Raw genomic sequence first — 26,514 nt, 5'->3', positions numbered from 1 at the left:
GACAGGTCATGCCGACACCCGTGTCGGAGTACATTGGGCGACTGTCTCGTCCAGGGCGCGCTCGAGTTCCGCGGTGAATCGCACCGGATCATCAGATGGCGCGAAGTGTGACAGACCCTTCATCACCCGGTGAGTAGCTCCCGGGATCTTCTGAGCGATCGCCTCACCACCGTGCTCGGGGATGGCGGCACTGAGGTCGTACTCGCCGGTGAGCATCGTCAACGGCGTTCGGCTGGTGTCGATCAGATGTCCGTTCTCACTCAGGTCGTGGCCGAAATAGTAGTAGTCGCAGTCCGATGGGTACGTGTCGCGTTGGTTGGACGCGTAGATCCAGGCCAACTCGTGACGAAACTCCTCGGGTGCGCCGGGGCCACTCGCGTCATACATGATCGCCGGCACCACATTCGGCGATATCGCCGGATTGTGGTACATCGCGTTCATGGCTGCGAGTTCGGTCAGGCCTCGCATGTCGTACAGCCCGTTAACGCCGATCGCGCCGCGAATCGACTCCGGGTGGTGGGCGCACAGATCCGACGCAAGTTGTCCGCCGACCGAGCATCCGACGAAGATGGGCCGGTCCAGCCCAGTCGCCTTGATGAACCCGGTGATCCAATCCATCAGAAGGTCTTTGGTGATCTCCAGCGGCCGTTCCCACCACGCGATGCCGACCGGCGGCAGTGATTTGCCATGGTAGGGAAGGTCTATCGCGACAAGTGTGTACTTCTGCTGCAACCGGGGATGGGCCAGAACGTTGCGGTACTGCCGGCCATCACCGCCCGCCGTGTGCATGAGCAGCACCGGAATCTCGCCATGGCCCGACTGTTCGTAGTAGACGCGGTAATTCTCCGACCCGACCGAGTAGCGGACGTATCGACCCACCGCGTCGTCCGAGTCGACAAAAGGATCGCACGCCACATGTACCTCCTCGCGGCCGGCGGCTGCGTCCGACGCGATTCGCACAATGCGGCTCCACGCCGCCAGGTACGGTGCGATGACGGCCCGCCAGTCACCGGTCAGGGTCGCTCCGTGTGACAGCGCACTCGACAGGCTCTCCGTCCCCGGGGGCGCCTCCAACTGTGTCGCAGCAGCCCACAGTTTCGGCGGGAACTCAACCAGCACGTCTGGATCGGCGACGCTCGAGTCCGCCTCGATGGCACCATCGCGGATTCGCAGGCGGAGGGAATCTCCGCCCAACCGGAAATCGGCGATTCCATCGAAGCCGGCGAGCAGCATGTGCAGGCGCCCGTCCGAGCCGAGCCTCTGTAGGAGGTCGTTCTGTTTGCTTGTCACCATCGCAATTGATCCTGTTCATTACATAGCCCGCCGAATGTGGCCACAGTGGCCTGAATCCGCAGGGCTGGAGACTTCTTCGGCGCGCACAGCCGGGATTGCTATTCACCCGCGCCATGAGTTGTCGCGTCGGCATTCGACGGGCGAACGGCCCACCGTCCACGGAGGGTTGTATCTCCGTATGGCACAGCCAGAGTCGCAGTCATGTGACCCCGCTCACTCACGTTCGTAGTATGGGACTATGTCATACACTTGTCAACGGGCGGCTGGCGACGGTGTCGTCAGTGACGAATTGCTGGGGCGGGTGGCATACGCGGTGGTACACGCGAGCCGGGTGAGTTCATCCGCGCTGGCGGCCGACGTGGCGGTGTCGAGGATTCAGGCGCGACGTGTGGATCGAAGCGGGGGCTGACCACGGCTTGTGATCGTTGACACGTAATGTCGGACGGGATACCGTCGTACAAACGCCTTTCGCCGCCGGGGGTTATGCCTGCGGCGTGTGAACCAGCGGCCGGCGACCCGCAATCGAAGGGACTGATTCAGTGTGACCGCACCAGTGAAATCCACGGCGACCCGATTTCCGGCAGAAACCGATCGCGACTACGCGATGTACATCGGTGGCGAGTGGATCGAGATCGGGGAGCGTGACACATTCACGTGTGTCGATCCATTCGACAACCAACCCTGGGGGCGTGTGCCCGTGGGGACCGTCGAGGATGTCGATCGTGCCGTCGCCGCCGCACGGCACGCCTTCGACGAGGGCGGTTGGCCGCAGACGTCAGCCGCCACCCGCGCCACCATGCTGCGTAAGCTCGCCGACTTGATCGAGGCGAACGCCGACGAGTTGGCTCGCATCCAGATCCACGAGAACGGCAAGCTCATCGGCGAGATGACCGGCGGCTCGCACGGCATGGCCGCAACGGCTCGGTTCGTCGCGGGGCTGGCGGAGACAATGGGTGGGTCGACTGTCCAGGGGGTTCCCGGTCACACTGTCTACAACCTCCGGGAACCCGTCGGAGTCGTCGCGGCGATCACGCCGTGGAACTCTCCGCTCATGCTTCTGTGCTGGAAGCTGTTTCCGGCTCTCGCGGCCGGATGCACCATCGTCATCAAGCCCTCCGAGGTGACGCCTACCTCCACCCTTCGCCTTGCCGAGCTCTGTGAGGAGGCGGGCTTCCCTGCCGGTGTCGTCAACGTCGTCACCGGATTCGGTCAGCCCACTGGTGCGGCGCTCGCCTCGCACCCCGGCGTCGACAAGATCGGCTTCACCGGGTCGACCGCCGCGGGTAAGGCCATGCTGGCCGCGGCGGCGCCGCGCATCGGGCGCGTCACCCTCGAGCTCGGCGGCAAGTCGCCCAACATCATCTTCCGTGACGCCGATCTGGACAACGCGGTCCACGGCGTGATGGCAGGGATCTTCGCGGCCACCGGGCAGACCTGCATGGCGGGATCTCGCGTCCTGGTCGAAGACGAGGTGTACGACGACGTCGTGGCGCGGCTGTCCGAGGCGGCGTCGAACCTCAAGCTCGGCGACCCCTTGGATCCAACAGTCGATGTCGGTCCTGTGGCCAGTCGTAACCAGTTCGATCGTGTGCTCGAGTACATCCAGATCGGTCAGGACGAAGGCGCCGTGGTGGCCGCGGGCGGCGCACGCGAGAACACCCCGGAGACCGAGCGGGGGCTGTTCGTCCGCCCCACTGTCTTCTCTGGTGTCGAGAACCGGTCGCGCCTTGCCCAGGAGGAGATTTTCGGTCCTGTGGCGAGTCTCGTCCGGTTCAGCGGCGAGGACGAGGCTGTGCGCCTGGCCAACGACGTCGACTTCGGCCTCGCGGCCGCTGTGTGGACCTCCGACGTCGCCCGCGCCCATCGCATGGTCAAGCGCCTGCGGGCCGGAACCGTGTGGGTCAACACCTACCGGGTCGTCCACTACGCCACCCCGTTCGGCGGCTTCAAGCAGAGCGGACTCGGGCGCGAGCTCGGGGTGAACGCGCTCGACGCTTACACCGAGGTCAAATCCGTGTACATCGATGAGGGTAACCAGCAAACGTTCGGGCGCCACTGAACTCTTGCAATTGGACCGGCACGGGGACCCAGGGCCTCGTGCCGGGTTCGCTGTTCGCGCTGCCAGAAGGATTCCGGCCGTGCTCCGGTTATCCGAGGCGGTTGACGAAAAATAGTCTACGGGATACCGTCATACAAAGTGATGGCCGTCACGGCCCCAAATAGAAAGACAGCCAGAATGAGTGATCTGAGCAACGCGGTGGTCGTGGTGACCGGTGGTGCCACGGGTATCGGTCTGGCGCTGGCGCGCGAAGCGGTCAACCGCGGTGCGAAGGTCATGATCGCGGACATCGACGACGCGACGGCCGCCGTCGACGAGCTCCGTGAGGTCGGCGGCGACGCTGCTTCCGTGGTGGCCGATATCTCGAATATCGAGGACGTGCGACGCCTGGCAAACGCGACCGTCGAGCGATTCGGTGAAGTGAACGTGGTGTGCAACAACGCGGTCTTCGCCGTACCGGGCACGCTGCAGGAGACAGCCCCCGAGCTCGCGGGCCGCATGGTGCGGGTCAACGTCGAGGGCGCCATCAACATCGTTCACGTCTTTGCGCCGTTCCTGCGCGACGCCGCGACGGCCGGTCGACCGTCGTATCTGCTCAACACCGGCTCCGAGCATTCGCTCGGCGTCCCCCCGCATGTCGAGCCGTTCAGCGTTTACACCACCACCAAGTTCGCGACACTGGGATTGACCCTCACAGCACATCGCGATCTGGCCGACTGGGGTGTCGGCGTCTCGATGCTCGCGCCTGGATGGACGCTGACCGAGAAGGTCCAAGCCGCTGTGGACGCCGATCCGGCGGTAGCGCAAGCGATCCTGCCCTTCGCGCAGGAGTCGTCGATTGTCGCGGCGAAGGCGTACGACGGCCTCCTCGGGGGCACTCGGGTCATCGCGACAAACCCCTTCAGCCGGGCATTCGCAATGGAACACGCCCGTGCGCTCATGATCGACGTGCAGGAGTTGCCTCTCGTCGAAGCGCCTGGCGAGCACGCACATGACGGATCCGGTGACGTCGGGGCGTGCCCGTTCATGGGCGCCCGCTGACAGGCGCCCTCGCAGATTTCGCAGTAAAGGGAAAGTGACGCTATGGGACATGTGGTCTTCATCCGCGCCGACGGCACCAAGACGGACGCCACCGCCGAAGATGGGCAGTCATTGATGCAGGTGGCGCGCGCCAACCTGGTGCCGGGAATCCAGGCCGAATGCGGTGGCGAGTTGTCCTGTGCCACCTGCCATGTGTTCGTGGACGAGCGATGGGTCTCGCTCCTGCCGCCGCGATCGGAGGAGGAGGAGGACATGCTGGAGGTCGCTGCGGCCGAACCGACCGAGTGCAGCCGACTCTCGTGCCAGGTGAAGTTCTCGTCCGACATCGACGGCATCGTGGTGACCGTGCCGGATGTGCAATAGGAGATAAGCATGAAACTCCCGAACATCGAATCCGCACGCGCCGACGATCGAGTGGTGATCGTCGGCGGCGGCCAGGCCGGCGCGGAGTGCGCTGTCACCTTGCGAATGCTCGGTTTCGCCGGACCCATCACGATTCTCGCCGAGGAGTCGACGCACCCCTACAGCAGACCGCCCTTGTCCAAGGGCTATCTGTTGGGCGACGTCGCCTCGGCCGACCTGCACATCCGACCGCCGGCGACGTACGACGACCAGCGGGTCGATGTCAGGCTCGAGACTCGGGTGACAGGAATCGACCGAGCGACGCAGACCGTCCGCACCGAGGGCCCTGACGGTGTCCACGACGTGTCGTACGACTGGCTCGTCCTGGCAACAGGTGGCCGAGCGCGACTGCTGCCGGATGCGACGGTGCACGCCGCCCCCAACGTCCACACGCTCCGCCGACTGGCCGACATCGATGAGATGCGTTCGCAGTTCACCCCTGGAGCGCGGCTCGTCGTTCTCGGCGGGGGCTACGTCGGGCTCGAGGTGGCTGCCGTCGCCCGGAAGTCCGGGCTCGATGTGACCATCATCGAGGCAGCGCCGCGAGTGCTGGCGCGAGTCACCGTACCCGTCGTGAGCGAGTTCTATGAACGGGTTCACAAGCAGCATGGCGTCGACATCCGGACCAGTGCCTCGGTGGATTCGGTGGAGGTCGGGGCGGACGGCAGGGCCGTGGCCGTGAAGCTGACCGATGGTGTGACGCTGCCGGCTGATGTGGTCGTCGTCGGGATCGGCATGGAGGCGAACGATGAGCTGGCCCATGAGGCCGGACTCGCTGTCGACGGAGGTGTCGTGGTCGACGAGTTCTGTCGCACGACCGACCTTCGCATCCTCGCGATCGGCGACTGCACCAAGCATCCCTGTGCGCAGAACGGCGGTTTGCGGCGGGTGGAGTCCGTGCCCAATGCCCTGGAACAGGCGAAGGTCGCCGCTGCCACCCTGACCGGCGACGCGCGGCCCCACGACGCGGTGCCGTGGTTCTGGTCCGATCAGTACGACGTGAAGCTGCAAGCGGTGGGGCTCTGCCCGAGCCATGACGAGATCGTCGTCCGCGGATGTATCGATGAAGGCCGCAGCTTCAGCCTGTTCTATCTGAAGGACGGGACCGTCCGTGCCGCCAATGTCGTCAGCAACCCGCGGGATTTCATGTTCGCGAAGAAGATGGTCGCCACGCAGGTTCGGGTCGACCCGGCACGACTGTCGGATCCGGCGGTTCCGCTGAAGGAACTGCTCGCGGTGTCGGCCAGCGAAAGGAAGTGAGGAAGACCGGGCGGGCCGACGGCTCGTTGCCGCCGGAGCCGAACCCTAACTGGCCAACGGCCGCGGCGTTGGCATCGTCGGCCAGCACCACATACAGCGCGTCGACCGCATCCACCCGCGACGACGGGTCAGCTCGGCGACCATGTCCGACCTGGGGCCGGCTGTCAGGCGGTCCGCGGGAGCTGGGATCGTCCGATGGTCCGCGACGCCGCAGCGCAGATCCGCCGGAGGCCGATCTCGAGTCGGTGGGTGTCGATGCGCCCGAGCGGGGCGGCCACCGACATCGCGGCAATGGCGCGGCCGCGATGGTCGAACACCGGGGCGGCGACACAGGACAGGCCGATGCGGCTTTCCTGGTTGTCGTACGCGATGCCGGTGCGGCGGATCGCGGCCAGCTCGTCGGCCAGCCGCGACGGGTCGGTGATCGAGTGGGGGGTCAGTCCACACAGTGGTCGCGCCAGTGCTTCCGCGGTGGTGTGGGCAAGTAGCGCCTTCCCGACCGCGGTGCAGTGCGCAGGCAGGCGGCCGCCGATCTGGGAGGGTGCGGCGGCGGTGCGGTGACCGTAGAGCTTGGCGAGGTAGACGACGTCGGTGTGGTGCAGCGCGGCCAGGTGCACGGTGTGGTGGGTCGATTCGTAGAGGTCGGTGAGAAACGGCAGCAGCAGATCGCGAACTCGTTCGTGCTCGGGTGCGTACACCGCCTGGCCCAATTGGTGCAGGCGAGCGCCGAGGCGATAGCGGGTGCCCGCACGCTCGACGACGCCGTTGCGCTCGAGCATGCCCAGGACGCGGAACGCGGTCGATTTGCTGAGTTGGGCACGTCGGGCGAGCTCGCTGACGCCCACTCCGGTGCTGGCCTGATCACCGAAGGCGATGAGCAGGCTGATCGCCTTTTCCACAGCGGCGCGGTCGTCACGGACCGGTTCTGCGATCGAGGTGGTCATGCGGGCGTCCTCTTTTTCGTGGGCGGTGTCGATTTCGGTACACCGGTGGCACTTCTATGTGACCATCATCCAAATCGCCCGCTTGTCCGTCAAGAATGACGAACCGTAAATTTAAAGTGACACCTGACATGCGTCGGCGCGTTCGTCAACAATGACGATATGCATATCAAAAGTGACGGTCGTACGAACGAGAACGAGCTCGTCGCGCGCAATGTCCGGCGCTACCGGGTGGAACGGTCCATGTCGTTGGGTGAGCTGGCCCGGCGGTCAGGGCTGTCGAAGCAGACTCTGTCGAAGATCGAGCAGGGAGTTGGCAACCCGACGGTGGAGACGCTGTCGCAATTGGGCGCGGCGCTGGATGTCACCGCGCGGCGACTGCTGACCGAGTGGGGCACGCCGGTGTATCTGCAGCGGGCCGGTGATGGTCAGTGGGTGGAGGGTGATCAATGGTCGGAACGCATGCTCGACGAGACCTACGGTTCCGGGTACGTCCGAACGCTGATTCTGCGGCTCGAGCGCGTGAGTGGCGAGCCGGAGCCGATCGAACCGCATGCGCCGGGAACGCTGCATCACATCTACGTCATCACCGGGAAGCTGCGTACCGGTCCGCTCAACGACACTGTTGATCTCGCGGCCGGGGATTTCGTCCGGTTTCCGGGGGACGTCCCGCATCGCCATGTCTGCCTGAGTGAGCGTGTGGTGGCGCACATGGTCACCACCCTCCCGCAGGTTCGTCAGTTCGGCCCGACCGTCTCCCCGGTACCGAGCAGTCCGATCGGGGAACGATGACCGGTCAGGTACCGGGGACGTGGTCGAGATCGATGTCGTCGGCGCCGACCCAGCTGGGTTCGAATACCAGCAGGCTCAGTTCGGCGTCCGGTAGATCCACATCGATGACGTGACGGAAGCCGACGGCCTCGGCCGCGGCGATGGCGCCGACATCCCCGGCCGGAGCGGCGTACACCAGTCGTCGGCACAGGGGGTCGGCGACGGTGACGGCGGCGCTGAGCGCGGCCAGGACATCGGACAGCACCGGCTCGGGCATGGCGCCGATGACGCGGGCCTCGATGTCGTGCGCGTTGACGGGGTAGGTGTGGCGCAGTCGGCCGATGGCGGCCCGTTCGAGTTCGACGGTCGCGGAAATACCGGTGGGGCGACAGACATCGAGCAGAGCCGTTGTTCGCAAGTGGGAGCGGGCCGCCACAACCCAGGGCGCGGGGAGTGCTGGGATGGGAATCGCTGGAATGGACATGTCAGTTCTCTTCGGCGATCAAGCGGCTCAGGGCGATTTTGTCGATGACGTTGCGTGGCACCGTGTTCACCAGTTTCAGCCGTCTCGGCAGCTTGTAGCGCGCCAGCTCGGGACGCTGGCATGGATGGCCGCCGCCGGGTTGACATCCACTGTGGAACTTGCCAGATGCGCCGTGATCACCAGATCTCCTGGGGCTTGTCGGGTGAGCGTGTCACAGGTGGTCGCCACCGGCCGCGGTGGCGAAGCCGCGTACGCCGATGCCGCCGTCGACGGATATCGCCTGGCCGGTGATGGGTCCGCTCTGTTCGCGGGAGGCGAGGAGCACGTACGAGCCGGTGAAATCGTGCGGGTCGGTGCTGGAGTCGTGCAGCGGGATCGGTGGCGGTGCAGCGTCGGCGCCCTTCTTGGCGAAGGATGTCGCCAGCGAACGACCCTGCAGGGCAAGAGATTCCGGTCCGCGCAGATCGGTGTTCATGCCGCCGCAGGCGACGCCGTTGACACGGACCTTGGGTGCGAGTTCGTAGGCGAGTTCGCGCATCAGCCCCAGACAGGCGTGTTTGCTGGCGGTGTAGACCGGTCCGCCGCCGTTGACGTAGAAGGAGGCGTTGGACAAGGTCATGACGATGCTGCCGCGAGTCTTGACCAACTCCCGCCAAGCCGCTTCCGCGGCAAGGAAATACCCCTTCACATTGACGGAGAACAGTTCGTCGAAGGTGTCGGACAGTTCCTTGGCGGTCAGGCGGGTGAGCTGACGCTGATAGTCCCAGATGCCGGCGTTGGCGACGAGGGTATCGAGCTTGCCGAACCGGTCGACAGTTTCGGCGACCGCGGCATGCAGCTGATCGGAGTCGAGGACATCGGCCTGGATCGCGTGCATGCGCGACGGGTCGGGGGAGTTCCCGACGGACTCGGTCAGCGGATCGAGTTGGCGGCCGAGGACGGTGACGCAGGCGCCTTCGGCGACGAACCGGTGGGCGACGGCACGGCCGATGCCGGTGCCGCCGCCGGTGATGAGGGCGGTGTAGCCGTCGAGCCAGCCAGTCACGCCAGCTCCGCGAGGAAGTCGCCGACGAGGCGTTCGAATTCGCGGGCGCGTTCGAGCTGAACCCAGTGACCGCAGTTGCCGAAGACGTGCATCTGTACGTCGCGGATGTTCTTGAGCATGATCTGGGCGCCGTCGAGGGTGATGGTGCGGTCGTCGCGGCCCCAGAGCAGCAGGGTGGGTGCTGTGATCTTGTGCAGGTCGCGCCAGAGCGGGTCCATGCCATGGCGTTTGGCGAAGGCGGCGTTGTAGCGGTGGTAGAACTCGATGTGGCTGGCATCGAGCGAGGCCTGGTAGCGGGCCTTGACCACGTCCTCGCCGAACTGCTTGTGGTCGAAGACCATCGTGCGAATGAAGTTCGCCATCTTCTTCTCGGTGGGTCCGCCGCCGTTGTAGTAACGGAACATCTCCTTCTGGCCCTCGGTCGGGGTCGGCCCGAAGGGCAGCCAGCCGCCGCCGGGCGCCATGAGCACGAGCCCGGAGATCCGGTCGGGTTGGGTTTGTGCCATGGCGATGGCGGCGGCGCCGCCGAGGCTGTTGCCGAGGAGATGGAAGCGGTCGATGCCCAGTGCGTCCAGCGCCTGGAAGAGGGCGTCGACGGTGATCTCGGTGATCGAGCGGGCGTCGAGGTCGGCTTCGCTTGGGCGGTAGCTGCCGCCGAATCCGGGCTGGTCGGGAAGGATCACCCGAAATCGCTGCGCGAGGGCGGGCAGGTTCTGGTGGTAGTTGCTGACGCCGGAGGCGCCGGGGCCGCCGCCGTGCAGCATCACCAGTGCCGGACCGGAGCCGGCCTCGGCGACGGCGATCTCACCGAGCGTGCTCCGCACGCGATGGCGGGTGAGCTGAGTGTCGTGTTGTTGCAGGGTGAGATCGAGTTCGGTGGTGGACACGGTCGGTTCTCCTCGGTCAGAAGAAGGTGGAGATGTTCTTGGCCCGCAGGATGTTCTGGTCCAGCAGGATCGTGCGGCGGGCGACCCGCAGACCGGCGTCGGCGCGGCGGAGGATGTCGGTGCGTTGGCCGGCGAAGACGTTCTCCTCGCGTTCGAGGCGGTTGCGGTAGACCAGGAACGCCGAGCGGACCAGCAGATCGCGGGTGGTGAATCCGGCATTGTTTTCCGGATCCACCTGGTGGACAACAACGTTGGTGACCAAGTGGCGCGTGCGCGAGGGCGGGTCTTCGGCCCAGGCCATGCCGGAATCGAAGCGGCGGATGCGCCAGGCGAGGCTGGCTTTGGTCTCGTCGTAGTAGCCGGCCTCGCCGCGGGCGGAGATCGACAGCGCCTGCTGGCGTCGCAGCCTGTTGGTGCGGGTGGGCATCCAGTAGTCGAGGTCGTCGGCGAGCAGGTCCAGCCAGTCGGTGAACCGGCCGTCATCGAGAAGTTCTGCCTCGAGGTAGTAGAACTGTTCGACCTCGAAGTGGGTCTCGCGGTCTGCCTTGGCGCCGGCCGTCGGGCCGGACGGTACCTGCGCTGTCGTTGTGCTCACGGTGTCATTCCATCCCTTCTGCGCGAGTGCGCCGAAGTGGTTGCGCTGCGGGGCGGCGGATCAGCCGCGCAACAGCTTTCGGAGGTCGGTGGTCGGGTCGGCGAGCCGGTCTCGTTCGACCGAGATCCCCCGATCGATCATTCGGCGGGCCGCGCGTACGGCGCCCGAGTCGCCGACGGCGACCGCGCCGACCACGCGATCTCGCACGAGACCGAACGCGGAGAACCGGCGGCGTGCCGAGAGTTCCGCGGACGACGGTGTGTCCAGCGGCGGCCATGGCGCCGACGGCTTCCACGTGCAGGTGGTGGCGGTCGGTCCAGAACCAGGGTGCGGTGTCGGCGGGCGGAGCGATGCCCAGAATGGTCGCGGCAGCGCGCTGTCCGTCGTGCTGGGCGGCTTCCCAATGCTCGGCTCGCGGGAGCAGCACGTTGTCGCGGCAGACGCGGACGGGGTCGCCCACCGCGAGCACCGCCGGATTGGAGGTGGTGTGGCCGCGGTCGATGACGATTCCCCGGTCGACATCCAGTCCGGCCGTTTCGGCGAGCGCGGTCTCGGGGACCATACCGACACCGAGCACGACGGCATCGAATTCCCGGCTCTCGTCGACGTTCGACAGCTCAGCCGTGATACCAGACGCGGTGTCGTGCAGCGATTCCACACCCGCCCGGATGGTGACAATGCCGCGCTTGGCGTGCACATTGTGCAGCCAGCCCGCGATCGCCCTACCGAGTGCACCGGCCAAGGGTGGCCGAACGGGGTCGACGAGGACTACTTCGCAGTCGAGATCGACTGCGGTGGAGGCGACTTCGGCGCCGATCAGTCCCGCGCCGACCACAAGCACCCGCGCGCCCGACTGTAGCGCGGCACGCAGCCGCTCGGCCTGGGCCGCACTGCGTAATACATGTACGCGAGAACTTTCGCTGCCCGGGATGGGAGGCCGGGCCGCTCGACCGCCGGTAGCGAGCACGACGCGATCCGCGGAAAGGGTCGTGCCGTCGAACAATTCGACCTCGCCGGTGCCGGGTCGAAGCGCAACGGCTTTGGTACCCACGGCGAGACGAACCTTGTTGTCGTCGTACCACTGTGGAGGTTGCAACGCGATGTCGGCCAACTGTTTGGTGCCTGCCAGGAAGTCCTTGGACAGCGGGGGCCGATCGTACGGAAACTCGCCGGCGTCGACCAGGGTGACATCGCCGACGAACCCGCCGGCGCGCAGGGCGCTCGCGGTGCTGACCCCGGCGATGCCACCGCCGATGATGACGACGCTGCCGATCATGGCGCCTCGTTCGGGAAAACGAACACCTGACCGTCGCGCACTTCGACGCGGTGAGTGCGAGTGTTCTGGGTCGCGGGGAGGCACTGTACCTCACCGCTTTTCAGGCAGAACTTGCTGGAGTGCATCGGGCACTCGACATACCCGTCTTCCACCCAGCCCTCGGCGAGCGAGGCGATCTCGTGCGGGCAGGTGTCGTCGAGAGCGTAGACGCTGCCGTCGTCGTCGCGCAGCAGCGCGATGTCGTCCTCGGTGCCGGTTGTGGACTTGTCGATCGCGATACCTTCGCCGACGGGGATGTCGTCGAGGGTGGCGACACGAATTCCGTTGCTGCTCATCGGCTTTCTTCCTCGTGCCAGGCCGGGGTGTTCATCAGCTCGCGCCACCGGTTGTAGTAGGCGCGCCCGGCAGCGTCGCTGTACAGTTCGCTGGTCGTGCCCGGGTGGCGGCCGTCGTGGCGTTCGGAGCCCATGCCCATCTGATAGTTCAAGGGCACCGAGTTGGTGATGAAGCCGTGCGAGATGGCCTGCACTTCGCTCCAGTTCTCGCCGTCGTCCTGCTCGAAGATGCCGCTGGGACCGAAGGTGCGCAGGTTGTACAGCCGTTGTGCCTCACGCACTTCCGGCGGCATCGACTTGTCGACCACGGTCCACGACCACACCTCCATGCGGTCCGGGCCCTTGGGGTGCCAGACCCGGATGGTGCCGATCACCGGCAAATAGGAGAAGTTCGGGAAGACGGTGGCGTGCCCGTCGGTGAGCGGGCCCTCGACCCTGGCGTCGCCGAGCCGCTCGCGCAGGGCCGCGTAGTCCGTCCATTCGTGCACCGTCTGGGCGTTGAACCGGTTCTTCGGATGTACCGGGAAGCCGTGCCCGTGCCCGTTGGGGTCGAGGTATTGGCGGCCGGTGCGGTGCACGATCTCGGTCTTGGGGTTCCTGCTCGGCGCCAGCAGCATCTGCGCCGACGCGTGGCTCATGTTGACGTGGTACCAGTCGGTGGCGAACTGCTCGGCCGCCAGCTTCCAGTTGCCCTCCAGCACCCATTTGTGCACGCCGCCGACAACCACCGTGCCCTGCTCGTCGTGGTCGAGCATGGCGTCCATGTACCAGGCCATGTCACCCAGGTAGTCCCGCAACGACACCGGCTGTGGGTTCCAGGTGCCGAAGATCAGGCCGTGATAAGTCTGCACGTGCGGGACCTCGACGAGTCCCCAGTCGTCGGTGTCGAACGAGTCGGGGTAGCCATCCTTGTTGGGGATGGAGACGAGCTTGCCGTCGAGGTCGTAGGACCAGCCGTGGTAGGTGCAGGTGAAGTTGCGGGTGGCGCCGAAGTCGGCACGACACACCCGCGCGCCACGGTGCCGGCACGAGTTCAGGTAGGCACGGATGCGACGCTGCTTGTCCATCGTGACGATGATCGGGTCTTCGCCCATGTAGGTGGTGAAGAAGTCGCCGGGCTTGTGGAACTGGTCGGTGTGCGCCAGGAACAGCCAACATGGCGCGAACACGCGCCGCAGCTCCTGCCGATAGAGCTGTTCGTCGGTGAATATCGCGCGGTCCAGCAGGCCGCTGCCGGTGTCGACCAGCCCCGAGACATCGACATTGCGGGCCAGCTCGGCCGGTCGCCGCAGTGAACCACACAGGGTGGCGCAAGTGGCTTCGCGGCCGGTGCCGGGTTCGACGGTGGAGGTCATGCCACCAGGGAAACCGCCGAGCCCAGCCGTACTCCACTCGCTGTTCCGCAGGACGGCACGCGGCCGCTGGTGATGTCGTCGCAGGTGTGCGCGGCCGGAAATAGCGGTCGGGTGTTCCGCTGGGTGGCACGCGGACTAGGGCGCCGGCTCGTCCTCGGGTGACGGTGGCGACATGCTCGCAGCCCAGGCAATCTCCCAGAGCGCTACCGATCCGCTGTCGGGTCTGGTTGTCCGTGATGTTCCCGTCCCCCAGCCCGAGCCGGGCTGGACGCTGGTACGTGTGGTCGCGACCTCGCTGAACATGCACGACCTGTGGACGCTGCGGGGTGTCGGGCATCCGCCCGAGCGCCTACCCATCGTTCTCGGTTGTGATGCCGCGGGGTACGACCTCGATGGCAACGAGGTGATCGTGCACCCGGTGATCGCCGACCCGGACGCGGGCGGTGGTGATGAGACCCTGGACCCGCGCCGGGCGCTGATGTCGGAGCAGTACGACGGCGCCTTCGCGGAGTATCTGGCCGTGCCCGCCCGCAACCTGGTGCCCAAACCCGCTTGGCTGTCGTTCGACGAGGCCGCCTGCCTGCCCGTCGCTTGGACCACCGCGTATCGAATGCTGTTCACCAAGGCGGGGATTCGGGCTGGCGACCGGGTTCTCGTCCAAGGGGCGGGCGGCGGTGTCGCGTCGGCGGCGATCAAACTGGCCGCGGCTGCGGGCGCGGTCGTCTACGCCACAAGCCGCAGCGAGACCAAGCGCGCCGAAGCCCTTGCCTGGGGTGCCCGTGCCGCCGCGCCAACCGGAGGACGGCTGCCGGAGAAAGTCGACGTCGTGATCGAGACCGTCGGCGCCGCGACTTGGGAGCATTCTCTGAAGTCGCTGCGACCCGGAGGCGTCATCGTCGTCGCCGGCGCCACCAGCGGAGGGCAGCCGGGCGCGGAGCTGAACCGCATCTTCTACCTGCAGCAGCGCATTCTCGGCTCCACCGGCTGCACCCGCAGTGAACTGGTCGCGATGCTGCGCATGATGGAATCCACTGGCGCGCGGCCCGTCATCGATCGGACGCTGCCGCTCAGCGAAATTCACAAGGGCTTTCAGCTCATGATCGACGGTGCCCTGACCGGCAAGGTCGTCATCCACCCGCCCGGCGCGGCGCACTGCAATCCACCCATCTCCCACCGTTCTAGGAAACGCTCATGACAGCAGCGGTTGTTGGCATGTCCCACTCGCCTCTGATCGGCAAGAACGATCCCGAACCCGCCGTCCTGGCTCGCGTCGACCGTGCCATCGCGACCGCACGGGATTTCATTCGCGATTTCGACCCGGAATTGGTCGTGCTGTTCGCACCCGATCACTACAACGGCTTCTTCTACAAGGAGATGCCGCCATTCTGCCTGGCCACCGAAGCGAACGCGATCGGTGACTTCGAGACCACGGCCGGTCCGCTCTCGGTCGACACCGGCACCGCGAAGCTGATCGCCCAGGGCGTACTCGACCGGAACATCGATCTCACCATCTCCTCACGTATGACCGTCGATCACGGTTTCGCCCAGCCGCTGGAGATGCTGTTCGGCGGTATCGACAAGGTGCCGGTGGTGCCGGTCTTCGTCAACGGCGTCGCGACGCCACTGGGCCCGGTGAGCCGAATCAGGGCACTGGGCGCCGCCATCGGCCAAGCCGCAGGCGAACTGGATCTGCGTGTGCTGTACCTGGCCTCCGGTGGACTGTCGCACGACCCTCCAGTGCCGGTGCTGCAGGGGGCCCCGCCCCGGGTCGCGGACGCATTGATCGAGGGACGCCCGCCGACGCCGGAACAGCGGGCCAAGGGTGAGGAGCGTGTCGTGCAAGCGGGCCGCGACTATGTCGCCGGCACGTCCGCGATGACTCCCATCAACCCGGATTGGGACAACCAGCTGCTGGACCTGTTGGGCAAAGGCGACCTGGCCGAATTCGACAACTGGACAGTCGAGGCGATGGCGCGGGACGGCGGTGGCTCCGCCCACGAGGTTCGGACCTGGATCGCCGCCTACGCGGCATTGGCGGCGGGCGGCGACTACCGCATGGATTACCGGTTCTACGAGGCGATTCCGGCTTGGATCGCGGGGTTCGCCGTGACGACGGCGCGTCGTCGATGAGGTTTCCGAACTACACCGACCATGGGCAGCCGGGCACCGCGACGGTGGTGTTCATCGGATCGCTGGGTACGACCTTGGCGATGTGGGATCCCCAGCTCCGTGCGACTCGGACTGGCTGCCGAGCCATCGCCGTCGACCTGCCCGGCCGCGGTGGCACTGCGATCAACACATTGATCGCGACCCATCTCGAGGATCGCCGCCGAGAACGACCGGCGCCGTTCCGTCCAGCGGCACGACCATCTGGGCCCTCCGCGGGTACCGGGTCATGATTCTGACGGCAGTCGAGGAGAGGATGGGAATGCAGTGAGCACAGCCGACATCGACGCGACGATTGTGGCGATAGCCGCCGATCGAATCACCGACGCGCTGCGCACCGGGGAACCGGTCGAGCCGGTTCGCACCCTGCTCGGCGGCGGTGGTATCGCACTCGCCTACGCCGTACAGGAGGAACTGACCCGCCGCCGCCTCGCTGCCGGCGCGGTGGTGGTCGGCCGCAAGATCGGCCTCACCTCGCCCGCGGTACAGCGGCAACTCGGTGTCGACCAGCCCGACTTCGGCGTCCTGTTCGCCGACATGGACGTCTCCGGTGTGGCCGAGGTGCCATCGCGGCGGTTGTTGCAACCCAAAGCTGAGGCCGAAATCGCGTTTGTCCTGAAGCACGATCTGGCCGAAGGGGACCTCGATGACGGACAGATCCGTGCCGCGGTCGACTACGCCGTGGCCGCTCTGGAGATCGTCGACTCCCGCATCGCCGACTGGGATATCACCATCACCGACACCGTGGCCGACAACGCCTCCAGCGGGCTGTTCGTCCTGGCAGAACGGCAGCTGACCGTGGCGGAGTTCGAACCCGCCGACGTGACCATGCGGATGTATGCCGACGACGTGCTGGTTTCCGACGGAAAAGGCGCGGCCTGCCTCGGCGACCCGCTCAACGCGCTGGCCTGGCTAGCGCGCACGGCCAGAGAATTCGGAAATCCGCTGCGGGCCGGTCAGATCGTTTTGTCCGGGGCACTGGGCCCGATGGCGCCCACGCCGCCCGGTACCCGCATTCGCGCCGAGATCGGTCCGCTGGGATCGGTTCTCGCCAACTTCTCCCCGAAGGAGGGGAAATGAGCACACCGGCCGCAAGGAAGACGAAAGTCGCCATCATCGGGTCCGGCAATATCGGCACCGACCTGATGTTCAAGGTGCTGCGCCTGTCCGAGAATCTGGAAGTGGGGGCGATGGTCGGCATCGATCCGGCCTCCGACGGGCTGGCGCGTGCCAGACGGTTGGAGATTCCGGCCACCCACGAAGGTGCCGACGGGCTGATCGGGTTGCCGAACTTCGATGAGATCGACATCGTCTTCGATGCCACATCCGCCAAGGCGCACATCGCGAACGCGAAAAAACTCGCACCGCACGGCAAGACGTTGATCGATTTGACCCCGGCCGCGATCGGACCGTTCGTGGTGCCACCGGTCAATCTCGATGAGCATCTGGATGCCGGTATAGACAATGTCAACATGGTGACCTGTGGTGGGCAGGCGACCATCCCGATGGTCGCCGCGGTGTCGGCGGTGACACCGGTGCATTACGCGGAGATCATCGCATCGATCGCGTCCAAGTCCGCAGGTCCGGGAACCCGGGCGAATATCGACGAGTTCACCGAAACCACTTCGCACGCCATCGAATCCGTCGGTGGAGCAGCGCGGGGTAAGGCGATCATCATCCTGAACCCGGCCGAGCCGCCGCTGATCATGCGTGACACCGTGTTCTGCCTGATCGGCGAGGCCGACCACGAGGCCATTCGCGCTTCGATCGCGCAAATGGCCGAGCGCGTCGCCCAGTACGTCCCAGGCTACCGGCTCAAGCAGGATGTCCAGTTCACACCGATCGCAGCTGGAGAGCCGGTCCACACGCTGGTGTCCGAGCGTGCGGGGCCGGTGACCACTCGAGTGTCAGTGTTCCTCGAGGTGGAGGGCGCTGCCCACTACCTGCCCGCTTATGCCGGCAACCTCGACATCATGACCTCGGCGGCATTGCGTGTTGCCGAGTCGATCGCGCACCGGAAAACTTCTGCCGCGGATTCGCGGACCATCGCGAAGGCTGCCCGATGAACTCCCAGCTCTACATCCAGGACGTCACCCTGCGTGACGGCATGCACGCCATCCGCCATCGCATCGATCCGGTCGACGTCGGCCGCATTGCCGCTGCCCTCGACGCGGCAGGTGTCGATGCCATCGAAGTCGCCCACGGTGATGGTCTGGCAGGCAGTTCGGTGAACTACGGTCCTGGCAGCCACACCGACTGGGAATGGATCGAAGCCGCCGCCGCCAACATCAGCTCCGCGGTGCTGACCACGCTGCTGCTGCCAGGGATCGGCACGATCGTGGAACTGAAACGGGCGTACGACCTGGGCGTCCGGTCGGTGCGGATCGCAACGCACTGCACCGAGGCCGACATCTCCGCTCAGCACATCGCCACCGCCCGCGAACTCGGCATGGACGTGTCCGGATTCCTGATGATGAGCCACATGGCCGAACCCGGACAACTCGCCGCGCAGGCCAAACTGATGGAATCGTATGGCGCGCACTGCGTGTACATCACCGACTCCGGTGGCAGGCTGACCATGAACGGCGTGCGCGATCGCGTCCGCGCCTACCGGGACGTGCTTGATCCGGCGACGCAGGTCGGCGTCCATGCCCATGAGAATCTTTCCCTGTCGGTTGCCAACAGCGTGGTCGCAGTCGAGGAGGGCGTCACCCGCGTCGACGCTTCGCTGGCCGGGCAGGGTGCCGGCGCAGGCAACTGCCCGATCGAGCCATTCATCGCGGTCGCCAATCTGCTCGGCTGGAAACACAATTGCGACCTGTACGCCCTGGAGGACGCTGCCGAGGACCTGGTGCGCCCGCTGCGTGACCGGCCGGTGCAGGTCGATCGGGAAACCCTGACCCTCGGTTACGGCGGTGTCTACTCCTCATTCCTTCGGCACGCCGAAATCGCCGCCGAGCGGTACGGCGTCGACGCCCGCACGCTCCTGTTGGAGGTCGGCCGCCGCCGCTTGGTCGGCGGCCAGGAGGACATGATCGTCGACATCGCCCTGGACATCGTCGGTGGGAAGACTACCGTGCCCGCGGTCTGACCCCGAACCGGCGATCGCCGATCGGCCTGCCTCCCGGCAACCGACCTTCGAACGCCGTTGCGCGCCTAGTGTGCCGCCCTGCGGCACAGCCGCTTCGGCGATCTCCCGCAGAAGGGATGGAATAGCACCGTGAGCACCGCGACAGCACGGTCGGTCACCGGACAACGGGCCGACCACGTCACTCATTTCGAGAGTGAGCAGTTCGACCTCCTCGAAGCGGACTGCTCGACGACGACCCCATCTGTATGTCAGCGGCGACGAACATGAAGGAGATCTCGATGACCACGGCGCACCCCGCGAATTCCGGTGCCACAGTGTCCGTCAACCCAGCGTCCGCGATCCACGCGAATGCTGAGTTCCAGCCTGGCCGGATTGCGATCCGCTACGCTGGCGGAGATCTCACCTGGGCCGAAATGGACAGTCGAGCGAGTCGATTGGCGTCAGTCCTCAGCGACCGAGGTATCGGAGAATCGGACAGAGTGGCGTATCTCGGGCTGAACAGCCCTTCTTTTCTGATCACGATGTTCGCCGCGTTCCGACTGGGCGCGATCTTCGTTCCGATCAACTTCCGGCTCGCCGGGCCGGAGCTCGGCGCCATTCTACAAAGTAGTGGCGCGACCGCCATCGTTTGTGAGGACGGTCATCGCCTACTCATCGACGACCTCGCCGACGATTCGGAGCTGCGCCACTTCCTGCTTGTCGATGACGATCCCGAAGCCGCCGTAAGACATCCGGTTTCGGGACGATGGGAGCCATGGAGTCAGCTCGATGCCGACTGGACCGTTGCTCCCTCGCCGCGCCAGTTCGACGAACCGGCGGTACTGATGTTCACCTCCGGAACGACTGGCCGGCCGAAGGGTGTGATCCTGACGCACGGCAACCTCTGGTGGAACGGCGTCAATGTCGACGCCCGCCTGGACACGCGCCGCGGGGACGTCACACACGCTGCCGCACCCATGTTCCACATCGGCGGGCTCAACGCGCTCGCGCTACGCACCTTGGTGCGCGGAGGGACCGCGGTTGTGCGGCGTGGCTTCGAACCCGAGGCATTTCTTCGCGACCTCGTCGAGTACCAGGTGAACTCCTTCTTCGCGGTTCCCGCGATGCTCACCGCGCTGGCGCGGGTACCAGATCTGTTCGATAACGCACTCCCACACCTCCGCACGGTCGTTGTAGCCGGCGCACCCGTCCCGCCCACCCTCATCGAACGATATGCGTCCCACGGAATCATGCTTCAGCAGGCCTGGGGCTTGACCGAAACCGCGCCGTTCGCAACACATCTGCCCGCTGAGCTCACCCTCACCAAACTCGGCTCGGCGGGAATTCCGATGCCGCACACCGAGGTCCGCGTCGTCGACCCGGCATCCGACTGTCCGGCGACGGCGGGCGTGAGCGGCGAAATCGTCGTCCGAGGGCCGAATGTCACCCCCGGGTACTGGAACGACCCCAAGATCACAGAGTCTGCGTTCAACGCCGATGGTTGGTTCCACACCGGCGATATCGGTTACTTCGACGCCGACGGCTATCTCTACGTTATAGACCGACTCAAAGACATGATCATCAGCGGCGGCGAGAATGTCTATCCGGCCGAGGTCGAACGCGCACTCGCCGACTTCCCCGGCCTCGCCGATATCGCCGTCGTCGGTCGCCCGGATGACCGATGGGGCGAAACAGTCGTTGCCGTAGTCAGTTTCGTCGCCAATGCCTCTGCCACCCTCGACGATATCCGGGACCACGCGGCGTCGAGGATTGCCCGTTACAAGCTCCCCACACGTTTGCGAGTGGTCGATGTGGTGCCGCGAAACGCCTCCGGGAAACTCGACAAGGCGGCCATCCGGCGCTTGCTCGACGAAGGGTGCTGAAATGTGACGCCGGCCGATCGCCGTCCTCACCCCTCTACCTCCGGTCGCCGAGCTGACCCGCCGCCACGAGTCGGGTACGACGGCGGGATCACGTACATTGAGGTGCCGGAAGTTCTACGGACAGCGACCCAAACGGGTGCTCGGCGTCGAATGCCTGCGCTTCGTGCTCGGGGAGGCCAGCGCGACGGTCTCGTCCCATTAGATGTCGCGGCCCTCGACCATCAGGGTGTCCATACCGGTGCGGCGCACCAGGAGGACGTGCTCGATGGTCGAATCACCCTCGGCCAGCAGATCGCTGTAGGTGAGGGCGCGCGAATTGCCGGGCTCGCCCTCCCAGTGGATGGCGACCTGGTCGCCGCGCCCAGCGAGCACGTGCCGGTCGACGCAGTTGTAGGCGACGTTCAGTTTGCCGTCGGCGAACCACTTGGCGAAGGGTGCATCGTCCAAGTCCAATACTTGGGTGAAGGGCTGCTGCCAGTGCAGGCGCTTCGCCTGTTCTGCCCAGAACCCCTCCCGGACGGCCGCGGCCCGATCGTAGAGAGAGGCATCGCCATTGGCGGCAGCCGCGAACTCAGCGCTGGGCGGGAACGCCTCCGTGGTCGGCAGATGTATCCGTGGTCATCTCTATCGCTTCGCTCAGATGTGATTCGGCAGTGTCGTAGTCGAGTAATGGGGCCGGGCCTCGCTGAACCCACGGCCCGGCCTCCTCCTCGCCGAGTCAGGCAGGCTGTTCCGCGCTGATGGTGGCGAGGAAGCTCGCGATGTCGTCGAGGATTCGTGTGCCGCTCGGGAGGGCACCGAGCGCCCAGAAGAACCCGTGGATGAGCCCGTCGTAACGCTCGGCGTCCGTGCGCACGCCGGCACTGGCGAGGTTGGCGGCGTACGCCTCGCCCTCATCCCGAAGCACATCGCACTCAGCGGTGGCGACGAACGCCGGGGGGAGGTCAGACAGGTCCGCTACCCGGTTCGGCAGGGCGTACGGAAAGTCCGGCAGGTCCGATGCACCGAGATAGTGAGCCCAGAACCATTGCATCGACGCCGGGGTGAGGAGCTTCCCCTCGGCGTTCTCCTGGTACGAAAGGCGGGTGAAGTCGAAATCCGTGACGGGGTAGATAAGTATTTGAGCGGCGATGGCCGGACCGCCGAACTCGCGAGCCGCCAGCGTCACACCTGCGGCGAGGGTCGCCCCGGCGCTGTCCCCGGCCACTGTCAGGCGGGCCGGGTCCGCATTCAACTGTTCGACGTTTCGGCTGACCCACTCGGTCGCCGCGATCGCGTCATCGAGCGCGGCAGGGCAATGATGCTCGGGGGCTCGGCGGTAGGAAACCGAGACGACCACAGCACCGGTCCTGTTGGCCAAGGCGCGCAAAGGCGTGTCGACGATGTCGAGGTCGCCGATTACCCAGCCGCCGCCATGGAAATACGTGATGACGGGGTGTGGTCCGGCTCCCGCGGGGGTGTAGATACGAATCGGAATATCGCCGCCAGGTCCGGGTACCGACTGTTCGCGGATGCTCTCGACCTTTTCTGGTGAGCCCTGCAGCGGGATGAAACCCTGTGCCGCAGAGCGTGCTTGCGGAACTGTCATGTGCTCGAACGGCGGCAGCCCGGCGGCTGCCAAGACGTCCAGCAATGCTACGGCTTCAGGATGAAGAGACATATCGATCGTCCTCCGCGAGTTTGAGATGGCCTCGTTTCCTTTTCGACGGTAGGACAATTCGGCACTTTGCCCGTTGGCTCTTTCGACATCGTCCGCGCTACGACATTGGCGATTTCGCCAACTCCGACGACATGTTCGTGGGGCAGTCTGAATCCATCGAACAACTCGGTTGAGACGCCCCGTGTAGGAACGGGGCTGTCAATCAGGATAGGAGTGATCCCGATGTCGCGATCGACGACCCTCGTAGTGCTCATCAACCCGGCCTCCGCCGACGTGGAAGGCGAGTTCAACCGCTGGTACGACGAGATCCACATCCCCCAGGTCATCGAGCACGTCCCCGGGGTGGTGCGAGCACGTCGCTACCGCTTGTCCAAGGAGCAGTTGCTCCCGGCGGAGGCCCTTCCAGTGCGGCGGTACATGACTGTCTACGACATCGAAACCGACGATCTGCAGGGCTCTGCCGACCGTTTGGGCGAAGCACTCGCCGACGGCACTCTCGACATGTCCGCCGCGGTCGACATGAGCGAGTCCGGCGGCCCATTGCTGCACTACTACGAATCCGCTTTCTGAAAAGCGCAAACCCTCGATTCATCCCGCTCTTCTTCACCCAGGGCCATTCTTGAAGGCTCGATATATCCAAGGAGTCGAATCTCATGTCGGACTCGCTGAAAATGTCTGCCGTCGATCCCGGCGGCAATATTGTCGCCACACCGATCAAGACAGCAGACGAGCGCACTTTCGACGCGGTCGTTATCGGCGCCGGTTTCTCGGGCGTGCGGATGCTTCTTGAACTCCGCAAACTCGGCCTGTCGGGCCGTGTCCTCGACGCCGGCAGCGATGTCGGCGGCACCTGGCATTGGAATCGGTATCCGGGTGCGCGCACCGACAGCGAGAGCTGGGTCTACTGCCTGTCGTTCTCCAAAGAGCTGATGGGCGACTGGGACTGGAAGGAGCGGTATCCGCAGTGGGAGGAGGTCAACGCCTACCTTCGCCATGTCGCCGATCGATTCGACCTGCGACGCGATATCCAGTTCGACACCCGCGTCGTGTCCGCTCGGTTCGACGACGAGACCAACTCCTGGACCGTGACCACAAGCGCGGGTGAGCAATTCACCTGCACGTACCTCATCACCGGGCTGGGAATCCTGTCCCTGCCCGTGGTCCCTGAGATCGCGGGCCGCGACCGGTTCGAAGGCGACATCCTGCTGACGGCCGATTGGCCCGAAGCGGGCGTCGACCTCCGCGGGAAGCGGGTGGCGGTCATCGGCACCGGGGCCACCGGAATCCAGCTCGTCCCGGTGGTCGCCGAGCAGTGTGATCGGGTCACCGTGTTCCAGCGCACCCCGAACTTCGCGGTGCCCGCCCAGAACTATCCGCTCGACGACGCGAAGCGAGCCGAGATCCGGCGAAACTACGACAGCATCTGGAGCAAGGCCCGCGACCACGTCTTCGGCTTCCCACTCGACCCCGCCGGACGAGTCTACGACGACGTCACCGATGAAGAACGTGAACGCATCTTCGAGGAAAACTGGCAGCGGGGCGGCTGGGAGTTTCTGTTCGAAACCTTCGATGACATCGTCCTCGACCAGCGTTCCAATGATGCTGCCGCGGAGTTCATCCGGAACAAGATCCGCTCGATCGTGAACGACCCGGACACAGCGGAACTCTTGTGCCCGAAGGGTTATCCCTACGTCGGCAAACGCCCGCCGCTCGAACACGGGTACTACGAGGCGTTCAACCGCGAGAATGTCCGCCTCGTCGATGTCAGCCAGAACCGGCTGACCGAGATAACCGAGAAGGGGTTGCGGCTCGCCGACGGACAGGAATTCGATGCGGACGTCGTCGTGTTCGCCACCGGGTTCGATGCTGTCACAGGGCCTTTCGAGCGCATAGACATTCGCAATGGCGAGGGTCTCCCACTCGTCGACGCGTGGTCCGAAGGAGCGAACACCTATCTGGGAGTGGGTACTCCGGGCTTTCCGAACCTGCTGATGGTCTCGGGACCGCAGACCCTGTACGCGAACTTTCCGATGGTGTCGGAGATGAACGTCGAATGGTTCGGCGAACTGCTCCGGGGCATGCGTGAACGCGGTCTGAACCGGGTGGAGGTCACCAAGGAGGCCAGCGACGCGTGGTCGGCACACCTCGACGACGTCTTCCGCGCCACCCTGCTCACCGACGGTGCGAAGGTCGGCAGTTGGTACCTCGGGGCCAACATCCCGGGCAAGCCCCGCAAGATCCTGTTCTACTTCGGCGGCGGCGCGGCCTACCGCCAGGCATGGGAAGCGTCCCGCGACAACAACTTCGAGGGCTTCGTTCTGACCACCGTCGCGACCGAAACCCCTGCGGCGGCGGCACTGTGAACCCACAGCGCGCGCGGCACACTTCCCAGGCCGATAACACGTAACCACGTCTCAGAGAATCAGGCAAAAGAGATGACCATCGAAACAACCGGCACCGCACTGCTCCCATCGGTTCGAAGCTTCCTCGAGCGACCCAAACAATTATTCATCGGCGGAGACTGGGTCGACGCCGCCGGGGGAGAACGCTTCGAGACGATGGACCCCGCGACCGGTCAAGTCCTGACCACGGTTGCGCGGGCGCGCGCCGCCGACGTCGACCGCGCGGTTCGGGCCGCCCGCAAGGCATTCGAGGGCGAGTGGTCGCTGTGGACGGCCGCCCAGCGGCAGCGCCTGCTGTTCCGCATCGGAGAGATGATCTACGACCACGCCGACGAGCTCGCACAGCTGGAAGCGCTCGACAACGGAAAGCCGGCCACGGTGGCCCGAGCGGTCGACATGGTCTGGACCGCAGAGCTTTTCGAGTATTACGCGGGGTGGGCCACCAAGATCGAAGGCCGCACGATCCCGGTGTCGGTTCCGTGGGCTCCCGGCGCACAGTGGCATGCGTATACGCTTCGTGAACCCGTAGGCGTGTGCGGCGCCATCATCCCGTGGAATTTCCCGCTGCTCATGGCGGCGTTCAAGGTCCCGGCCGCGCTGGCGTGCGGCAACACCGTCATTCTCAAACCGGCCGAGCAGACGCCGCTGACCGCCCTGCGCTTGGCGGAGTTGATGGCCGAAGCGGGGCTGCCGGCTGGCGTGTTCAACGTGCTGACCGGCTACGGCGATACCGGTGCGGCGCTCGCCGCACACGACGATGTCGACAAGATCGCGTTCACCGGTTCGACCGAGGTCGGCAAGCTGATCGTCGATTCCGCCAAGGGCAATCTGAAGAAGGTCTCGCTCGAACTCGGCGGGAAGAGCCCGCAGGTGGTGTACGCGGACGCCGATCTGGAATCCGCGATCTCGGGCACTGCCAGCGGCTTCCTGTTCAACCACGGCCAAACCTGCACGGCTGGAACGCGACTGCTGATCGAGGATCGCATCTTCGACGAATTCACCCAGGGCGTGGCGGAGATCGCTCGCAACAGCAAGATCGGTCCGGGGCTTGATCCGGCCACCGAAATCGGGCCGTTGGTGTCCGATGAGCAACTGAAAACGGTGACCGGCTATATCGAGCAGGGACTGGCCGACGGCGCGACGGCGCTCGCGGGCGGGAGACGTCACGGTGACCGCGGCTTCTATGTCGAGCCGACCCTGCTCGTCGACGTCCACTCCTCCTTCAGCGTCTATCGGGAGGAGATCTTCGGCCCGGTGGCCGTCGCGACGCCGTTCAACGCCGACCGAGGAGTCGGAGCGGCCGCGAACGACACCCCCTACGGCCTGGCCGCCAGCGTGTGGACCCGCGATATCGGCAAGGCGCACCGGACCGCCCGCCAGATCAAGGCGGGAACGGTATGGGTGAACTGCCACAACGCATTCGATGCCGCCCTGCCGTTCGGCGGCTACAAGCAGTCCGGTTGGGGCCGCGAACTGGGTGCGGGGGCCATCGACCTCTACACCCAGACCAAGTCCATCAACGTCTGCCTGTAGATGTCCGCGCGTGCCCGGCGCCTCGTCGAGGCGCCGGGCACGCGGAACCTTCTCCG

At 65.7% G+C, this 26,514-nt stretch carries 24 protein-coding genes and 2 pseudogenes; 14 read left to right on the top strand and 12 right to left on the bottom strand.

The window, feature by feature from the left end; all coding sequences use genetic code 11:
• Positions 1-6 precede the first annotated feature (6 nt).
• On the bottom strand, positions 7-1,293 hold the full coding sequence (locus tag AB0H49_RS22825) for an alpha/beta hydrolase (RefSeq protein WP_357254160.1): 1,287 nt from the start codon (positions 1,291-1,293) through the stop codon (positions 7-9).
• Positions 1,294-1,897: 604 nt separating this feature from the next.
• Here AB0H49_RS22825 and AB0H49_RS22820 point away from each other — a divergent pair.
• From AB0H49_RS22820 to AB0H49_RS22805, 4 genes are all read left to right on the top strand, one after another.
• Entirely contained in the window at positions 1,898-3,352 is a 1,455-nt protein-coding gene (locus tag AB0H49_RS22820) for an aldehyde dehydrogenase (RefSeq protein ID WP_357254225.1), read from the top strand.
• Positions 3,353-3,493: 141 nt separating this feature from the next.
• The gene (locus tag AB0H49_RS22815) at positions 3,494-4,393 is read left to right on the top strand and encodes an SDR family oxidoreductase (RefSeq protein WP_357254223.1); all 900 of its coding nucleotides are present in this window, start codon (positions 3,494-3,496) and stop codon (positions 4,391-4,393) included.
• A gap of 42 nt (positions 4,394-4,435) precedes the next feature.
• Positions 4,436-4,756 (top strand): 2Fe-2S iron-sulfur cluster-binding protein, encoded by a 321-nt coding sequence (locus AB0H49_RS22810; RefSeq protein WP_068062048.1) that lies wholly within the window; start codon positions 4,436-4,438, stop codon positions 4,754-4,756.
• A gap of 54 nt (positions 4,757-4,810) precedes the next feature.
• Positions 4,811-6,055, top strand: a complete 1,245-nt coding sequence (locus AB0H49_RS22805; RefSeq protein ID WP_357254158.1) for an FAD-dependent oxidoreductase — start codon at positions 4,811-4,813, stop codon at positions 6,053-6,055.
• A gap of 164 nt (positions 6,056-6,219) precedes the next feature.
• On the opposite strand, the gene AB0H49_RS22800 is transcribed toward AB0H49_RS22805, so the two are convergent.
• A complete protein-coding gene (locus tag AB0H49_RS22800) occupies positions 6,220-6,999 on the bottom strand; it encodes an IclR family transcriptional regulator (RefSeq protein ID WP_357254156.1) in 780 nt (259 codons plus the stop codon).
• A 159-nt stretch (positions 7,000-7,158) separates the two neighbouring features.
• On the opposite strand from AB0H49_RS22800, the gene AB0H49_RS22795 reads away from it, so the two are divergent.
• Positions 7,159-7,788 (top strand): XRE family transcriptional regulator, encoded by a 630-nt coding sequence (locus AB0H49_RS22795; RefSeq protein ID WP_357254154.1) that lies wholly within the window; start codon positions 7,159-7,161, stop codon positions 7,786-7,788.
• Positions 7,789-7,792: 4 nt separating this feature from the next.
• Here AB0H49_RS22795 and AB0H49_RS22790 read toward each other — a convergent pair whose 3' ends face one another.
• From AB0H49_RS22790 to AB0H49_RS22755, 8 genes and pseudogenes are all read right to left on the bottom strand, one after another.
• Entirely contained in the window at positions 7,793-8,251 is a 459-nt protein-coding gene (locus AB0H49_RS22790) for a hypothetical protein (protein WP_357254152.1), read from the bottom strand.
• A 211-nt stretch (positions 8,252-8,462) separates the two neighbouring features.
• Positions 8,463-9,296, bottom strand: a complete 834-nt coding sequence (locus AB0H49_RS22785) for an SDR family NAD(P)-dependent oxidoreductase (protein WP_357254150.1) — start codon at positions 9,294-9,296, stop codon at positions 8,463-8,465.
• Complete coding sequence (locus AB0H49_RS22780; RefSeq protein ID WP_357254221.1) at positions 9,293-10,120, bottom strand: alpha/beta fold hydrolase; 828 nt, start codon at positions 10,118-10,120, stop codon at positions 9,293-9,295. The genes AB0H49_RS22785 and AB0H49_RS22780 overlap by 4 nt, the downstream gene beginning before the upstream one ends.
• A gap of 79 nt (positions 10,121-10,199) precedes the next feature.
• Positions 10,200-10,778: a 3-phenylpropionate/cinnamic acid dioxygenase subunit beta gene (locus AB0H49_RS22775; protein ID WP_357254148.1), complete on the bottom strand. Its 579-nt coding sequence runs from the start codon at positions 10,776-10,778 to the stop codon at positions 10,200-10,202.
• 60 nt (positions 10,779-10,838) lie between these two features.
• Entirely contained in the window at positions 10,839-11,300 is a 462-nt protein-coding gene (locus tag AB0H49_RS22770; RefSeq protein WP_357254219.1) for an oxidoreductase C-terminal domain-containing protein, read from the bottom strand.
• A pseudogene (locus AB0H49_RS22765) lies at positions 11,218-12,054 on the bottom strand (NAD(P)/FAD-dependent oxidoreductase); the annotation flags it as partial. The pseudogene AB0H49_RS22765 and the gene AB0H49_RS22770, both read right to left, overlap by 83 nt.
• Positions 12,051-12,389, bottom strand: a complete 339-nt coding sequence (locus tag AB0H49_RS22760; protein WP_357254146.1) for a non-heme iron oxygenase ferredoxin subunit — start codon at positions 12,387-12,389, stop codon at positions 12,051-12,053. The gene AB0H49_RS22760 and the pseudogene AB0H49_RS22765, both read right to left, overlap by 4 nt.
• Positions 12,386-13,558: an SRPBCC family protein gene (locus AB0H49_RS22755; protein ID WP_357254217.1), complete on the bottom strand. Its 1,173-nt coding sequence runs from the start codon at positions 13,556-13,558 to the stop codon at positions 12,386-12,388. The genes AB0H49_RS22760 and AB0H49_RS22755 overlap by 4 nt, the downstream gene beginning before the upstream one ends.
• A gap of 358 nt (positions 13,559-13,916) precedes the next feature.
• Here AB0H49_RS22755 and AB0H49_RS22750 point away from each other — a divergent pair, with 358 nt between their 5' ends.
• From AB0H49_RS22750 to AB0H49_RS22725, 6 genes are all read left to right on the top strand, one after another.
• On the top strand, positions 13,917-14,939 hold the full coding sequence (locus tag AB0H49_RS22750; RefSeq protein ID WP_357254144.1) for a zinc-binding dehydrogenase: 1,023 nt from the start codon (positions 13,917-13,919) through the stop codon (positions 14,937-14,939).
• A complete protein-coding gene (locus AB0H49_RS22745) occupies positions 14,936-15,874 on the top strand; it encodes a 3-carboxyethylcatechol 2,3-dioxygenase (protein WP_357254142.1) in 939 nt (312 codons plus the stop codon). Before AB0H49_RS22750 ends, AB0H49_RS22745 begins: the two co-directional genes overlap by 4 nt.
• Positions 15,875-16,177: 303 nt before the next feature.
• On the top strand, positions 16,178-16,990 hold the full coding sequence (locus AB0H49_RS22740) for a fumarylacetoacetate hydrolase family protein (protein WP_357254140.1): 813 nt from the start codon (positions 16,178-16,180) through the stop codon (positions 16,988-16,990).
• Positions 16,987-17,976, top strand: coding sequence for an acetaldehyde dehydrogenase (acetylating) (locus AB0H49_RS22735; RefSeq protein ID WP_357254138.1), 990 nt, complete (start codon positions 16,987-16,989; stop codon positions 17,974-17,976). The genes AB0H49_RS22740 and AB0H49_RS22735 overlap by 4 nt, the downstream gene beginning before the upstream one ends.
• On the top strand, positions 17,973-19,001 hold the full coding sequence (dmpG, locus tag AB0H49_RS22730) for a 4-hydroxy-2-oxovalerate aldolase (RefSeq protein WP_357254136.1): 1,029 nt from the start codon (positions 17,973-17,975) through the stop codon (positions 18,999-19,001). Before AB0H49_RS22735 ends, dmpG begins: the two co-directional genes overlap by 4 nt.
• Before the next feature lie 278 nt (positions 19,002-19,279).
• On the top strand, positions 19,280-20,863 hold the full coding sequence (locus AB0H49_RS22725; RefSeq protein ID WP_357254134.1) for a long-chain fatty acid--CoA ligase: 1,584 nt from the start codon (positions 19,280-19,282) through the stop codon (positions 20,861-20,863).
• Between the two features lie 133 nt (positions 20,864-20,996).
• Here AB0H49_RS22725 and AB0H49_RS22720 read toward each other — a convergent pair.
• Together AB0H49_RS22720 and AB0H49_RS22715 are read right to left on the bottom strand one after the other, a co-directional pair.
• Positions 20,997-21,485, bottom strand: a pseudogene (locus AB0H49_RS22720) (acetyl-coenzyme A synthetase N-terminal domain-containing protein); the annotation flags it as partial.
• Between the two features lie 96 nt (positions 21,486-21,581).
• A complete protein-coding gene (locus tag AB0H49_RS22715; RefSeq protein WP_357254132.1) occupies positions 21,582-22,523 on the bottom strand; it encodes an alpha/beta hydrolase in 942 nt (313 codons plus the stop codon).
• A gap of 222 nt (positions 22,524-22,745) precedes the next feature.
• Here AB0H49_RS22715 and AB0H49_RS22710 point away from each other — a divergent pair, with 222 nt between their 5' ends.
• From AB0H49_RS22710 to AB0H49_RS22700, 3 genes are all read left to right on the top strand, one after another.
• A complete protein-coding gene (locus tag AB0H49_RS22710; RefSeq protein WP_357254130.1) occupies positions 22,746-23,093 on the top strand; it encodes a hypothetical protein in 348 nt (115 codons plus the stop codon).
• Between the two features lie 83 nt (positions 23,094-23,176).
• The gene (locus AB0H49_RS22705; protein ID WP_357254128.1) at positions 23,177-24,886 is read left to right on the top strand and encodes an NAD(P)/FAD-dependent oxidoreductase; all 1,710 of its coding nucleotides are present in this window, start codon (positions 23,177-23,179) and stop codon (positions 24,884-24,886) included.
• A gap of 72 nt (positions 24,887-24,958) precedes the next feature.
• Positions 24,959-26,458: an aldehyde dehydrogenase family protein gene (locus tag AB0H49_RS22700; RefSeq protein ID WP_357254126.1), complete on the top strand. Its 1,500-nt coding sequence runs from the start codon at positions 24,959-24,961 to the stop codon at positions 26,456-26,458.
• The last annotated feature ends 56 nt before the right edge of the window (positions 26,459-26,514 follow it).

The sequence above is a fragment of the Nocardia sp. NPDC050713 genome, from assembly GCF_040654315.1.
Lineage (GTDB): Bacteria > Actinomycetota > Actinomycetes > Mycobacteriales > Mycobacteriaceae > Nocardia.
Note: the sequence above shows the minus strand (reverse complement) of the source record. Positions and strands in the feature narration are given on the sequence as shown.